The organism is Vibrio coralliilyticus, from assembly GCF_024449095.1.
Taxonomy (GTDB): domain Bacteria; phylum Pseudomonadota; class Gammaproteobacteria; order Enterobacterales; family Vibrionaceae; genus Vibrio; species Vibrio coralliilyticus_A.
Genome location: NZ_CP024627.1, coordinates 1757578 through 1774215, shown reverse-complemented (window position 1 = coordinate 1774215; position 16638 = coordinate 1757578). Strand labels below are relative to the sequence as shown.

Sequence of the window (16638 nt, the reverse complement as noted above, 5' to 3'; positions counted from 1 at the left end):
CCAGAAAATCAAAACAATAACAACAACGATCTAGTTGAGGATATTATGAGTATTGACAGCCCAAACACAGAATTTACCGTCGTTATCAACCCACAAGAACAGTACAGCATTTGGCCTACTTATCATCCAATTCCAAATGGATGGAAAGCCGTTGGTGTTACTGGCAATAAAGAAACTTGCCTTGCCCACATAAATGAAGTGTGGACTGACATGCGTCCGAAAAGCCTGCGAGAAGCTTTAGCAGAGTAACATCACTCGCTTTTGCTTAATTTTGGTACCTGCTGTTTAGGTACCTGACATTTAACAGTTTTTAGGTATATGTATGTCAGTGGATGATATCACGATGACTCCGGCCAATGGTGGTTGGAGTCCACTTTCTCATTCTCAGCAACGTCTATGGTTGTTCCATCAACTCATGCCAGAAAGTATTGCGTATAACTTAGGCGGTGTTGCATGGTTATCGGGTGAGGGGATCACTAAAGAAAAAGTCCTAGGCGCACTTTCTAAAATATTAGAAATGCACCCAGTCTTTCGTATTAAGATCGAACAAAGGGATGGACAACCTCAGCAGTCTGCGCATTATGACCGAGTCCCAGTGGCTTTTGTCGATTTGACCGATGAAGCTGACGCTGCTGACATTGTAAAGCGAGAAGCCAAAGCTAAGACTTACCAGACGTATGACTTAGGAAATGAGCTACTGTGTAGATTCCACCTATACCAGCTAGCTGAAGATAAATTTGCTTTGAGCATTGCTGCGCATCATTTAATTACCGATGCTTGGTCATTACAGTTGTTTGTAAGCTCCATTGTTCAATTTGTATCAGGAAAGCCACCCAAAAGCCCAAAAGGGGTCAGTTACTTTGATTTTTCTGAAAGTCAAAATGACTTCGATCCTGTAAAAGAGAAGGCGGACTGGGAAGCTCTGAAGTTAGTGGGCGAGGAGCCCTGTATTCTTCAAGGCAAGACGACTCAGGAGCAGAGCGCTTATACCGCCGGGCATATAGAAGAGTCATTGGGCATTGATGAATCAATCTTGGTCGAACAGACTGCCAAACATTTTGGTGTGACCAAATTTGAGGTGTTGTCTTGTGCATTGCTGTTAACTCTATCTTCATATGCCAACAATTCTCATCCGTCGATCACCGTACCAGCATTGAATCGAGACTCTGCGAATAGAAGGAATATCGGTTTTTACGTTAATAATGTGGTCTTGGGTGTACAGGCAAATCCAGAGTTGAACTTGAGAGAAGTTGTGCAGCAGGTGAAAAGCAATCTGCGCGACTCATTGAAGTTCTCTCATTTACCTATAGAGAAGCTTTTAGGTCAGACGCCGCTTCCTACTGTTGCATTCAATTATCGTAGTCACGGGCATAAGCTCGCTGTGAAAAGCACGGGCGAGGATGGCAACACAATTAAAGGTTTTTTTGAAGAATTCCCGGTGACCGAAACACCCTTTGAACTTGTCCTTGATGCGATTGCAGGAGAGCAGCTATCGCTGCGACTTGTTTATGCACAAGAGAAGTTCACTCAAGCTCAAATTGACAGCATTTTAAGCACGTACAAAAACATTCTGAATCAGATCTGCCAATCTCCTCAACAGTCTCTAGCACAGACTAACGCGCTTTCTACGTCAGATACAGTGGCCTTGGAAGCGCACTCAGCGGTACAACAAACATGGAATCCAGTGACCTTTATGGCGCTGGTGGATGAGCAAGCAAAACAGCGTCCTGAAAAAGTTGCCTTAAAACATGGCGATAAAACGCTGACTTACGCTGAGTTAGATGCTCAATCGAATGTAGTCGCACACTCATTGCGTCAAAGAAAGGCTCAATCAGAAAGTGTTGTCGGTGTGATGATGGAGCGTGGCACCGATATGCTGGTTGCCATGCTAGGCATCATCAAAGCAGGCTGCGCATTCCTGCCAATTGATCCGGATTACCCTGCTGAACGCATCAGCTTTATGCTTGAAGACAGCGAAACTCAGCAGTTACTGACTCAGCAACACTTGATGGCGAAGGCTCAAGACCTTTTCATCCGATCTGAAAGTGCTCAAGAGTGCACTGCTATTGAATCTTTGTTAGCAACTGAGGTTGCAGTATGTGAGCCTGTTGAGTGTTCATATCAAGATATCCACCTAGACCAGCTGGCGTATTTGATTTACACCTCTGGCTCAACAGGTAAGCCTAAAGGCGTGGCAGTCAGTCATCGCGGACTGACAATGCATGTCCAGACGATTGGCGAGCAGTATGGCATGACGCCTGAAGATACAGAGCTGCATTTTGCTTCTATCAGTTTTGATGGTGCAGTGGAACGTTGGACTGTGCCACTGGCGTTTGGCTCAACACTTATCATTCGTGACCAACAGTTGTGGACACCAGAAAAAACGACTCAAGTATTGGTAGACGAGAAAGTCACCATCGCTTGTTTCCCGCCAAGTTATGCAGGACCTTGGCTAGATTGGGTTGAACAAACTCTGTCAGACCTGTCTTTGCGCTCATTGACACTGGGTGGTGAGGCATTTACCCGAGATACGTTTGAACGAATTCAACGGGTGGTCAATCCACCTCGCATCGTCAATGGTTACGGCCCGACAGAAACGGTCGTTACTCCGATGATCTGGCGTGCTTATCCAGAAGATAAACTGGAAAGCTCGTACGCGCCGATTGGTCAGCCTGTAGGTGACCGTAAGTTGTATGTGCTGGACGAGAACCTTAAGCAGGTACCATTTGGAACGATTGGAGAACTGTACATTGGTATGGAGTCGGGCCTTGCTCGTGGTTACTTGAAACGACCTGACTTGACTGCTGAACGTTTTATTCCGGATCCATTTGCCGCTAACGGCGAGCGTATGTATCGCACTGGTGATTTGGTTCGATTTAGACAAGATGGTGTTGTTGAATACCTTGGCCGTGCCGATCAACAAGTTAAAATTCGTGGCTTCCGTATTGAGCTCGGAGAGATTGAATCTCGCCTACAGACGCTTGCTAATGCTGAGTTTTGTGCGGTTGTCGCACACCAGTCGCCGACAGGAAAGCGCCTAGTCGGTTATGTTCAATTGAGTGAAACAGAGCAAAAATCTGAATCTCAATGGCGTATAGAGTTAGCCACCCAGTTGCCAGATTATATGGTGCCGTCACGTATCATTGTTAGCCAGACACTCCCTCTGACACCTGCTGGTAAGGTGGATCGCAAGCAACTTGCCGTACCGGATTGGGATGAAGAACAGAAAGTGGGAGCACCGCTGGAAGGGGGCATTCAACATCAGCTGGCTGAAATATGGCGCGAGCTCCTAAAAGTAGAGTCTATTGGCTCTGACAGCCATTTCTTTGCACTTGGTGGAGATTCAATTACTGCGCTACAAATGGTAGGTAAGCTTCGTCAACGAGGTTTGTTGCTGACACCAAAGCAAGTGTTTGACCACCCTGTGCTTGGTGAAATGGCGTTATGTGTTCTCGATAGCCAAATCAAACCAGCTGAACAAGGTGAGCTGAATGGCAAAGTATCCTTGCTGCCAATGCAGAAGCGATTCACTGAGAACTATCTAGATAAGAATGGCCAGCTAGAACTGTGTAACCAGTACGCAAAACTCAACTTGCCAGCTCCGGTTAATGCAGACGCGATTGTTCTAGCACTCAAGCAAGTGGTGCAACATCATGATAGTTTGCGCCTTTCTTTCGAGGCTCCTAATACCACAACACCTAATGCAGCAGAGTATCTAGCTGAATATGTGACTACCGCAGATTTTGCATTCCACCTTTATGCCGAGCAGATAGACATCGATGCTGTGCAGAGTGCGATTAACCCGTCTGTTGGTAAGCAATTGTCCGTTGGCCTGAATACTGAGACGGGCGAAATGCTGGTTGCCGTTCACCACCTTGTCATTGATGCGCTTTCTTGGCCTGTGCTAATTCAAGATTTGCTGGGAAGTTACCAGCAAGAAATGGGTGTTGACTCTTATGCGTTTGCCTCTAAAACTCACAATCAGGCTGATTGGTATGAGGCATTAGAGAATCTACATATCAGTCATAAACAGTCCGAATTCTGGAATGCTCAGCGAGCTGAGCCAGCTTTCCATGGAAGTACTGATAAAGAAAGTAATGGAATTCATAAGCGCAGTTACCATATAACCAAAGAACTCGCCGAACCACTGCTTACATCGACTCAAGCCTTTGCCAGAATGAGCAAGGAGCAGACTTTGATGGCATTGTCTGCGCTTGCAGTAAAACAAATAACCTCTGCAAACGAGATTGTCATTCATCGCGAAAGCCATGGTCGATTCAGTGAGTCGTTCGGATTAGATCTTTCACGCAGTGTTAACTGGCATACCGCACTGTTCCCGCAAAAAGTTGTGTTAAGTGACAGCATTAGTGGACTGTTAGCGAGTGTAAAAGATGGCTCACATGCAATCACAGATGGTGGTTTGAGTTATTCCGCGGGTGTTGTTCAGCAGCAATGGCAGTATCAAGACAATGTTGATGTGCTATTTAACTTCCTAGGCCGAGCGGCGCAGGCTGATGTTAAAGGGGCTGAACTGGGTGAGTTTGGCTTATGGCGACCAGAAAATGCCAAAGCGGATGCCGCAATTGTATTGAATATCAGCGAAACTGATGATGGCTTTGATGTCGAATTGGAGTTTTCACTTTCTGCTTTGTCGGAATCTGAGTGTGATACGTATGTTCGTCACTTAGAGTCGGCAATCAAAGTGATGACAGAACATTGCACGTCTAACTCAGCCGTTTTGACACAAGCTGATGCGCCAAATACTCATCTGAGTCTTGCTGCGCTAAGCCATGTAAGTGGTAACGCTCATCAACTTCCGAATCAAATTCTACCACTGTCTACGCTACAGCAAGGTTTGTACTTCCACGCTCAGCTATCGCAAGACACAAGCACCTACGTCAACCAAATTACCTTACCAATATCTGGCGCTGATGCTGGCCAGTTAGAAGAGGGTTGGAAAGCCTTGATGAAGCGTCATTCGATTCTACGTAGTACGCTGCATCAAGTCGAAGGTCAGGCGCATCTGTATGTATGGGATGACCTTCCTATCACGAGCAGAGTCTTTGATGGGCGAGAGGAAGAAGGCTTTGAACTGGAGTCCTATAAACGTTCACTCATTGAACAAGGTTTCGAACTGGAACAAGATGCGAGCGCACAGCAGCCAAAACCTTTGTGGCGAGTAGATCTAGTGACAACGGGCGACAATGAGATCGCTTGTATCTTCACGATTCACCACATTCTGATGGATGGTTGGAGCACCGGTGTTTTGCTCAGCGAACTGTTTGCCCACTATCAAAACATGAGCCTGCCTGTCGTCAGTCATGATTTTGCTGACTATTTAGAATGGGTTGTACAGCAAGAACCAGAAAGTGCTCAAGAGTACTGGCGTGGTTATCTGAATGGTGTTGAAGCGCCAACAATGTTGGTGGAACAATACGGTTCGAACACAGATAAACTAGGGCATGTGCGCCACAACGTGGACTTCAGTGCTGAGGTACTAAGTGGTTGGCAGTCTCAACTGAAGTCATCTGGTATCACGCTAAACACTCTCATTCAGGGCGCATGGCTACTGACGCTTCAACGTTACACGGGTCAGTCTCAGCCTGTTTTTGGCAATACGGTTGCGGGCCGACCATCGTCACTGGCAAACAGTGAAGCCATGGTTGGGCTCTTTATTAATACCTTGCCTGTTACATCGATGGTCGACTGGCAGGCGAAAACCGGTGAATGGCTTGCCGATATACAAGAGCAGGCGAGCGCGCAGCGTGAATTCAGCCATGTCTCCCTGTCAGAGGTACAGGCACAATCTCCACTGGCTGGTGAGAATCTGTTTGATTCGTTGGTGGTGTTTGAAAACTACCCATTGGATGAGAGCCTGTTTAGTGAAACTGGCCTTAAAATTGGCGAGCCTGACAGTTATGAGTTTACGCATTACCCGCTAACGCTGGCGGTATTGCCAGGTGAATCATTACGTATTGTTTTTGCGTACGACTCAGCGAAATTCTCACAGTCAGATATTGATGCGTTGTCAGCAACGACGTCTCATTATCTTGAGCAGCTTGTCGATAAGCTGACTCATAACCTGAGTGATATTGATGTATTGGACACCGAGCAACAGTCTCGCTTGTCTGGTCATGTAAAAGCGTCTGAACCTTGGACTTACAAACCTTTCACTGAACTGTTAAAAGAGCAGGTGCTTGCTCAACCAGATAGTGAAGCTCTTGTGGCGAATCCTCTTGGGGGAACGGCCTTATCAAATAATGGCTCGGAGCGGCTTGCTTTGTCATACCAACAGCTAGATGACTTCAGTGATGGTGTGGCCGCTGAGCTAATCGCACGCGGCATTCAACGAGACCAGCGGGTTGGTGTGATGTTTGCTCGTGGCGCAGACATGCTGGTGGCAATGATCGGTGTCTTGAAAGCCGGAGCTGCATTCCTACCTTTAGATCCTTCATACCCTCAAGACCGACTGGCCTACATGGTTGAAGATAGCGATGCACAGTGGTTAATTTCAGACGATAGTTCGCAACAATTGGCACGTGAGATTTGTCAGCCAGATAATATCATTGCGTATTCTGAAATCGACCTTCAGCAACCTCTTTTAAATCGTCCTGAAATTTTAGAAGAGCAGCTGGCGTATGTGATCTATACCTCCGGCTCAACGGGTAAACCTAAAGGTGTGTGTGTTTCTCATTCAGGTCTGAGTATGCACGTTCAAACTATTGGCCAACGATATGGCATGACACCAAAAGACATCGAGCTGCACTTTGCTTCAATCAGTTTTGATGGTGCAGTAGAGAGATGGACTGTGCCTCTGGCCTTTGGTTCAAAGCTGGTGATTCGAGACCAGCAGCTTTGGAGTGCACAAGAGACATGTGAAGTGCTTGAGCGTGAAGCCGTGACCATCGCGTGCTTCCCGCCAAGCTATGTTGGACCACTGCTAGAGTGGATTGAGGTTGAACAGCCAACATTAGCCGTACGTTCTTGGACTCTGGGTGGTGAAGCCTTTACACGAGAGACCTATTTCAAGCTTCAGCAGGTACTGAATCCGAAGCGCATTATCAACGGATACGGCCCGACGGAAACAGTCGTGACGCCAATGATCTGGCAGGCTTATCCTGAAACATCGCTAGAAAGTGCTTATGCCCCTATCGGTACTGCTGTCGGTGCACGTAGTCTGTATGTATTGGACAGCGACCTTCGTCCGGTTCCGTCTGGTGTCAGTGGCGAATTGTACATTGGTGAAGAAGTTGGCTTAGCTCGCGGCTATCTTGATCGTCCAGACTTAACAGCCGAGCGTTTTGTTCCAGACCCATTTGCGAATAATGGAGAGCGTATGTATCGCACTGGCGACTTAGTTCGCTGGCGCGAAGATGGCGTAATGGAGTATCTGGGTCGGGCAGATGACCAAATAAAAATTCGAGGCTTCCGTGTCGAATTAGGTGAAATCGAGTCACGATTACAGAGTATCAGTGGCAGTAAATTGAGTGCTGTTACCGCCTTTGAAGGTTCAGCTGGAAAGTACTTGGTCGGTTACATAGAAGGTCAGGCTGACCTAATAAACAGCGATGATATTCTCGCTCAAATGGCGAAAGTACTGCCTGACTATATGGTGCCTTCACAGCTTGTAGTCATGGAGTCAATGCCGTTGACGCCAGCAAGTAAAGTCGACAAGAAAAAACTGCCGCAGCCTGATAACCATGTTCAGCACAAAGCCTATGAAGCGCCAGAAGGTGAGATTGAGCAGCTTCTTGCACAAGAATGGCAAGCCCTGTTTGGACTGGAGAAAGTCAGTCGTCATGATGATTTCTTCGCTCTGGGTGGTCAGTCATTGCTCGCTACACAGCTCGTTGGACGTTTGCAGCAAAAACACCAGATTCGTCTTTTACTTCAGAGTGTCTTTGATTCTCCAAGACTAGATGTGATGGCAACTCAGTGCACTTCACTCAAAGAACCCGCAGTCACGATCAAAGCAGTGCCGCGCATGGAATACATGCCAGTGAGCGCTTCACAGAAGCGTTTATGGTTTGTTCAACAGCTGATGCCGGAAAGCTCTGCGTATCACATGCCGCTTGGACTTAAGTTAAAAGGCGCAGTGAATAGAGAGTGGCTAGAGCAGTCGTTGCGCACTGTGATAGGCCGCCATGAAGCTCTGCGTACCAGCTTCATGCAGGTAGATGGCGAGCTGATGCAGTCTATCCATTCTGATGACGATGTAAGTCAATTTGCATTAGAAGAATACTCAGCTGATGAGTTCTCTAGCATAGAGGATCAGCGCCTTAACTGGATCGGTGAAACCTTTGATTTGTCATCGCCTTCATTATTGAGAGCATACTTAATCAAGCATTCAGAACAGGAATTTGAGTTACTTCTGGTTGTTCATCACATCGTCTCTGATGGCATTTCGATTCAAAACCTAATGCGAGAGCTGTCGGCGGTTTATTCGTCGTACAGTCATTCTGGACACTTTGAGTCAAGCGTAGAGACTGTCGCGCTGGATTACGCCGATTACGCTAGCTGGCAGCAAGAGTGGTTAAAGTCAGATAATGCCAAAGAATCACTGTCATGGTGGAAAGCGGCGTTAGCGAAAGATATTGAGCCGCTTGTTCTCCATAGCGATGTCGCGAGAGATCAGCTCGAAACCACCGGTCAGCGTCATCACTTTACTCTGACCAAGCAGCAGGTCAAAGCGATTGAGACTCTTGCTGCACAAAGCGCAACGACTCCGTTTAACGTTATGTTAAGCCTGTGGCACTTATTGCTTCACAAGTATTCTGGGCGTGATGAAATTCGAGTTGGTATCCCTGTCGCAGGCAGAACACAGCCAGACACTCAGCAGATGCAAGGCTGCTTCATTAACAACTTGGTGATCCCTGCGCAGTTAGACGCGGCAATGAGTTACGACAATCTGCTCCAAGACACAAAACGTTTTACTGAGCAGGCGTTGACGCATCAGGATGTGCCATTTGAGGTATTGGTAGAGTCACTTGGTGTGACGGGTAATTTGCAGCACCATCCGTTGTACCAGACGAGTTTCAACTTCCAACGTATTGAGCGCTCAATTCTCGCTGAATGGGGAGGATTACAAGCAGAAGCGTTTGATCCGGGCGTGGTCGCGGCTCAGTTAGAGTTGAGCTTAGATGTTCAGGCCTATGATGACGGCGAATGGAGTGGTTTTGTTAACTATGCAGCACCAGTATTCGATCAAACGTTTGTCGAAGCGTTACTTGGTCACTGGCTCAAGCTGCTTGAACAAGTTGCATTGAATCCTAACGCAATGCTGTCTGAACTCAAGTTGGTTGATTCTGACGAGTTTGAACAAATTGAAGCATTCAACGCGACGAAGAAATCATGGGGTGAAATGCTTCCTCCACCAGTCGCTGTTGAAGCTCAAGCACAGCGCACCCCTGAGGCGATTGCTTTGTCCATGGGGCAGCAGTCAATGACTTACGCTGAATTCGACCGCAGAGTGAATCAGTTGGCTCAGTGGCTACGTCAACAAGGTGTGGGCGAAGAAACCAGAGTTGGCCTTGGTTTACCACGTTCGTTTGAACTAGTGATTGGCTTACATGCGATTACTCGTGCTGGTGGTGCTTATGTGCCATTGGATCCAAGTTATCCAGCAGAACGTTTGAATTACATTCTTGAGTCTGCGGACGTATCCATTTTACTGACCGATAGTGAGACCTTGCCACAATGGCCGGAAAACCCTCAATGTCAGTATGTGGCGCTAAATCAGGCTGAGATCTTACAGCAAGTCAACGAGCAGAGCACTGAGGCTCCAGTGGTAAATTGGCAGGCTGACCAGTCGCTGTATGTCATCTTTACTTCCGGTTCTACAGGACTACCAAAAGGCGTGGTAAATACCCAGTCGGCACTGCACAACCGTTTGGCTTGGATGCAGAACGAGTATCAGTTAGATGCCAGTGACTGTGTCCTCCAGAAAACACCGTTTAGCTTTGATGTCTCTGTATGGGAGTTCTTCTGGCCGCTTATGTATGGTGCAAGACTAGCGATTGCTGAGCCAGATCATCACCGACAACCTGAGTTATTGCATAACACCATTCGCGAGCAGGGCGTAACGACGATCCATTTCGTTCCTTCGATGCTTCATGCTTTTGAAAGTGAAACGGATATTGGAGAGTGCAGCAGCCTGCGCCGCATTATTTGTAGCGGTGAAGCTTTACCTGCTGAGTTGGCTGAAAAAGTGTTGACGGGCGCGCCAGGTTGCCAGCTGCATAACCTTTATGGTCCGACTGAAGCGGCTATTGACGTGACTTACTGGCAATGTGATTTACCTGTCGGTAAGCGCATCCCGATTGGTCATGCGATTAGCAACACTCAGCTTCATGTATTGGATGATTGTTGGAATCCAGTCCCAGTCGGTGTGCCTGGTGAGCTATACCTTGCGGGGGATGGCCTCGCGCGTGAGTACCTATCCAGACCGGATTTGACCGCCGATCGCTTTGTGCCAAACCCTTTTGCGTGCGAGCAAGATGGAAACATCGGTTCTCGTATGTACCGCACCGGTGACCAAGTGGTCCGCATGCCAGATGGCAGACTTGAATATCTGGGCCGATTAGATCATCAGGTAAAAATTCGTGGGCTTCGTATTGAGCTGGAAGAAATTGAGAATGTTCTCAACCAATACGATGACGTCGATGAATCGGCAGTCATTGCTTATGAACATCAAACAGGTACGCAGCTTGTCGCTTACGTGGTTTGCGGTGAGTGGAATTCAGAAAAAGAAACCGCTGCTAAAGCGCACTTGAATGATCACCTTCCCGACTACATGGTTCCTGCCATCTACGTTGCACTGGATGAAATGCCTCTTTCACCAAATGGCAAGCGTGATCGCAAAGCGTTGCCTTCTCCAGAGTGGAGTAAGGTGGAATATCGCGCCCCAGAGAGTGAATTGGAAATTTGGTTTGCCAATACATGGCAGCAAGTCCTTGGCTCAGAAAAAGTCGGCTTAGACGATAACTTCTTTGCGCTCGGAGGCCATTCTCTGTTGGCTACACGTATCGTCGCTCAAGCACAAAAAGAGCTCGACTTAGCGATCTCATTAAAAGACTTCTTTGCCGCTGGGACGCTACAGGCGCTAACGGATGCACTTCAGTCTCAGTATCAGGCAAACAATGAACAAGAACAGGATGAACTCGACGCCATGGCAGCACTAATGGACGAGTTGGAATTGTTATGACCCAAGAATCAAATTCAAAAGCACAACAAAAACCAAAAATAGACAAATTTGCATTAGCAAAACGTTTTCTAAACCTTGGCGAGCAAGAGCAGGCGAAATTTATCGCTCTGCTTGATGCCAAAGGAATGAGCTTTGAAAAGCTACCGATTGTCTCAGCAGAAGAGGTGCGTGATGTGCCTCTTTCTCCGGCGCAGAAACGACTTTGGGACATCTACCAGCTTGATGCTGGTAATAGTGCTTACCATATCAGTGGTGGTTTTGAGCTCACTGGTGATCTCTCTACCGACAAAATGGAACTGGCGCTTGCTGAAGTCATGAGCAAGCACCACGCCTTGAGAACACGCTTTGTTGTTTCAGGCCAAGGCGAGCCGAAGCAATATGTTGACCAGCACTGTATTGCTCACGTTGAGCTTAAAGATGCTAGGCACTTAACGGAAAGTCAGCTGGGCGAATGGACTGCGGAATTTATCGCTAAGCCGTTTGATTTGCTTCATGAGATGCCAGTGCGAATGGCGTGTATTCGTGCATCTGAAGACAAAAACCATGTGATCATCGTGATGCACCATATTGTGTCTGACGGCTGGTCTATCGGATTATTTATGCGGGATCTGGTCACCGCCTATCAGGGTGAGTCTCTAGAGCCATTGAGTATCCAGTACAGTGATTTTTCTGTCTGGCAGGATGCACTACTAAAAGCGGGCAAAGGGGACGAGGATCTTCAATTCTGGCAGCAAGAGCTGGGTGAGAAGCAGCCGCAAAAATTGTTTGAGTGGACGGGCGATATTGCACCTAATCAGCGTCGAGAAGCACAGCAGGTAAGCCTAAAATTTGACGGTAATGTTTCTGAACGCATTGCACGCCTTGCAAGGCAAAATAACGTCACCACTTCGAGTTTTTGGCTAGCCATTTGGCAGGCAGCGCTGTTCAAGTTGACAGGACGTAACGATATCAATATTGGTATGCCAATGGCTAACCGCACCCGACCAGAGGTATCTGACGTTATTGGCTTTTTCGTAAACACTAATGTGGTTGCGCAAGACATACAACCTGAGCAGAGCTTTGGTCAAATCATGACTAGAGCTCACAACAAAGTGCTGGAGATTCAGGAACACCAGCTATTGCCGTTTGATCGTGTGGTTTCTTCATTGTTGGCGGAAAGGTTGGTTGGCGAAACACCTTACTTTCAAGTGTTGTTTAATCATCAGGTCAATCAAACCGAGTCGGTCGAGTTTGCTCCGGGTGTGGCAGCAAAGCCTCTGGCACTTAAAGGCAACTTCGCATTGTTTGATGTAGCTTTGGATGTGTTGGAATCTTCGAGTGGTACTCAGGTAACGCTGACTTACGCAAAAGATCGTATCGACCCCGAGATGATGGCTTCGCTTACTAGCACTCTGAACCTGTTGGTCTCGCAAGCAGAACAAAACCTGAATACACCATTGGCTGCGCTTAACTCACTGGATCAGGCTCAACTCGCCAGATTATCGCAACTGTCGCAGCCAGAAGGTGAATGGCGTTATCTACCCGTCACTGAGTTGTTCGATCTTCAGGGTATTGAGCAACCGTCAGCCATTGCATTAAAACATGGTCAGCAAAGTGTCTCGTTTAAACAGCTGGAAGAAAAATCGAACCAGCTAGCGAATCAGTTAGTGGAACAGGGTGTCGTTCGCGATCAAGCTGTGGGCGTTCTTTTTGAGCGCGGCAACGATATGATCATAGCGATGATCGCCATTATGAAGGCTGGTGGGGCGTTTCTACCACTTGACCCTGATTATCCGACCGACCGATTGGCTTACATGATCGAGGATTCTGCTGCGAGCTTGGTCATCAGCGATAAATCATTGCGCTCACGTTGGGAAGAGATTGATTCACACGTCCTCTCACATGCGGATCCGGCGGCTTCGGTTTCACCGCTTTATATGGATGCGCTAGATTGGCAAGGCCTATCAAAAGCCAAGCCAGAAGTAGAACTCTTGCCAGAGCAGTTGGCTTACATCATCTATACATCAGGGTCGACGGGTAAACCTAAAGGTGTGGCGATTGCCCATGATGGCCTGAGTATGCATGTCCAGACGATTGGTACTCAATATGGGATGACGCAAGATGACGTTGAACTTCACTTTGCTTCAATCAGTTTTGATGGGGCGGTAGAGCGCTGGACAGTGCCTTTGGCGTTTGGTTCTCGCTTGGTGATTCGCGATCAGCAACTGTGGAGTGCAGAGAAGACCTGTGAAGTCCTCAAGCAAGAAGGGATTACGATAGCCTGTTTCCCTCCAAGTTATGTCGGTCCTTTATTGGACTGGATTGAGACGACTCAGCCTAAGTTGAATGTACGCTCTTGGACTTTGGGTGGTGAAGCCTTTACCCGTGAAACCTATGACCGCCTTCAGTCAGTCGTAAATCCACCACGTATTATCAACGGCTATGGGCCAACAGAAACTGTGGTGACACCAATGATTTGGCGTGCTTACCCACACGATAAGCTGACCAGTGCCTATGCACCTATCGGTCAACCTGTTGGGGCTCGTAGACTTTATGTGTTAGATGGTTTGCTTAACCAAGTTGCCGAAGGCGCAGTCGGGGAGTTGTACATTGGTGAAGAAGTCGGCTTGGCACGCGGGTATCTGGGCAAGCCGGATATGACCTCAGAAAGGTTTATTCCGGATCCATTTACCAATAATGGCGAGCGTATGTATCGCACTGGTGATTTAGTTCGTTGGCGGGAAGACGGTGTCATGGAGTATTTTGGCCGTGTTGACCAACAGATAAAAATCCGTGGATTCAGAATTGAGCTGGGTGAGATCGAATCAAGGCTTCAGCAAATATCCGGTGTCGAGACTTGCGTGGTTGCGGCGCATCGTCATGGCTCTATGACCCATCTTGTGGGGTACCTGCATGGCGCTGATGCAAACAAGGCTGATAGCGTTTCGATATTGTCTGAGCTTGCAGAGCATCTGCCTGAGTATATGGTACCAGCACATCTCGTGGTGCTAGATGATTTGCCGTTAACTCCAGCAGGTAAGGTGGATAGAAAAGCGCTGCCGGAACCAGAATTCAAATCTGAGTTGTCGCAAGGTTTGCCACCGGAAGGTGAGAAAGAAACTCTCCTTGCTGAGATTTGGCAAGAGCTACTGGGTATTAATTCTGTCAGCCGAGAAGATAGCTTCTTTGCGTTAGGTGGGGACTCCATATTGAGCCTTCAGCTAGTGAGCAAATTGAAACTGGCAGGTCTCAACGTATCTCCAAAGCAAGTATTCCAAGCGCCAGTGCTGAGCGAGTTAGCACAAGTACTTGAAGCAGCGGTTGAGCAAGAGCAAAGAGAGTTGCCAAAAGAACCATTTGGTCTTATGCCAATTCAGGCTCATTTCATGGCGCAAAACTTTGCTCAGCCAAATAACTGGAACCAGCATGTGTGTGTTGAGTTGAAGCAGGATATGGATATTCAGGCACTGGGGACTGCGCTTAAAGGGTTAGTAGAGCACCATCCTGCGTTGAGATTGTCGTTTTCTCAAAATGAGGGTAAATGGCAGCAGCAATACGTAGAGAATGTCTCCCATGATCTTCTATGGAAAACTCAGCTAAACAGCTTAGAAGCATTCGAAGTGTTTGCTCACGAGTTGCAAACAAGCCTTGATATAGAAGCAGGCCGACTGATTCAGGCAGGCTACGCTCAAATCGAGGGGCAGAAATCTCGCTTTATGATAGTAATTCATCACCTAGCTGTAGATGGCGTCTCATGGCGAGTCCTTATGGATGACTTATGGCGTGCTTATCAGCAAACACTTTCTAGTGACGAAAACTCAACGAAAACAGTTGAGCTACCACCTGTTTACACCTCTCTGGATATGGCAGTGGATAGCCTCAACACATGGGCATTAACAGAAAAAGGCAAAGCTAGGAAAGCCGTTTGGAACGAACAAGCTTTCCACGCAGAAAATACACACGCTAAAGCAACTTATGGCAACAAGCGCTCACTAAAAGTTGAGCTAAGCCGTGAGGTGACGTCGGATTTACTAAGCTGTGAAAACATCACAGTTGAACTTGTTTCTGCTTTAACAGCAATTGTGGGAAGCAACGAAGATGGTCAAAGCGTGTATCTAGAAAGTCATGGTCGTGACGAGTCTGTCTTTGAAGGGCTAGATCTTAGCCGCATGGTGGGCTGGATGACGAGCCTATATCCGATGACTTTGAATACCTCAGATTCTCGAGACGATATCGCCGAGCGCATGGCGCTATTGAACCAAGATTCAGGCATTGGCTATGGACTGCGCTACTTAGAGGATGAGCCTCAAGAACAAACTGCGGAGCTTACATTCAATTACTTGGGGCAGTATCAAGGCAATAGTTTTGCTCATTGGTGCCAACCAGTGTCGTCAAACTCGCGTGATCAAGCAGATGATAATACTATGTTGACGCCTTTGGTCATCAATGCCCAAGTTGTGGATGGTGTATTGAGCGCTGATTTTGAATATGCAACGAGTCATTATTCGCAATCAGATATCGAGACCAAAGCCAATGCATGGAAAGAAAAACTTGAATTAACACACTCGGCATCTAAATCGCAAAAAGGTGAGGCGATAGCAGCCAAAGCTGACCTCAAATTGATCGAAAAGCTTAATACCGATGTTGACGGGATTGCACCTGTATTCTGCATTCACCCAGTGACAGGCAGAACAGTTGGCTATCAGAAACTGGCTCAAGCATTAGCGGGCATACGCACCGTTTATGGTGTTCAGTCTCAAAGTTTCGTCTATCCAAATCGCTTTGACATTTCGTTTAGCGCAATGGCTGATACTTATTGCGCGACTATTCGTCAAATACAGCCATCAGGACCTTACACATTGATTGGTTGGTCGCTCGGCGGCGCGCTCTGTCAGGAAGTCGCAGCTCGCCTTGAAGCAGCCGGCGAAAGTGTCGCTTTCCTCGGGTTATTGGACTGCTATGTGCCGGGCACTGAAATTGCCGAAGATCAATGGGAATCACCGAAAGCAAAAGCCAAGCTGATTGAACATCTAGAATTGCTCTTGGGTAAGTTGTCGGAAGGGCAAAAGCAAACATGCCTTGCAGGATTTGATCAATCATCCCCCGATCAATGGCCAAACGTATTCTCATCTTGGTTGGCTGAACAAAACTTCGATCACTATCTATCTGAAAGTGCACAGCAAATGCTGTATAGCTGGGCGGTAGAGCAGCACATGAGAGCGCTGTGTCATGAGTATCAGTTACCAGAAATTAATACCAAACCAACCGCATATTGGGCTGGGCAACCTGAAGGCCGACACAATCTGTTGAGTTCGGAGCTGTCAAAAGTTAACACCCAGCTAAGCAGCGAAGTGTTGGATACAGATCATTTAGGGATAGTGCAAGACAGTGTCCTGATAGATAAATTACGTCACTTATTAATAATCAATACATTATAGATCTATAACGACTAATTT

General features: G+C 47.3%; 3 protein-coding genes. All 3 read left to right on the top strand.

Annotated elements, in window-relative coordinates; genetic code table 11:
- Nucleotides 1-45 precede the first annotated feature (45 nt).
- The 3 genes from CTT30_RS08345 to CTT30_RS08335 all read left to right on the top strand — a co-directional run bounded on the left by CTT30_RS08345 (nt 46) and on the right by CTT30_RS08335 (nt 16620).
- Nucleotides 46-249 (top strand): MbtH family protein, encoded by a 204-nt coding sequence (locus CTT30_RS08345; RefSeq protein ID WP_006962378.1) that lies wholly within the window; start codon nt 46-48, stop codon nt 247-249.
- A gap of 73 nt (nt 250-322) precedes the next feature.
- On the top strand, nt 323-11203 hold the full coding sequence (locus tag CTT30_RS08340) for a non-ribosomal peptide synthetase (RefSeq protein WP_252034637.1): 10881 nt from the start codon (nt 323-325) through the stop codon (nt 11201-11203).
- Nucleotides 11200-16620: a non-ribosomal peptide synthetase gene (locus CTT30_RS08335; protein ID WP_252034635.1), complete on the top strand. Its 5421-nt coding sequence runs from the start codon at nt 11200-11202 to the stop codon at nt 16618-16620. The genes CTT30_RS08340 and CTT30_RS08335 overlap by 4 nt, the downstream gene beginning before the upstream one ends.
- The last annotated feature ends 18 nt before the right edge of the window (nt 16621-16638 follow it).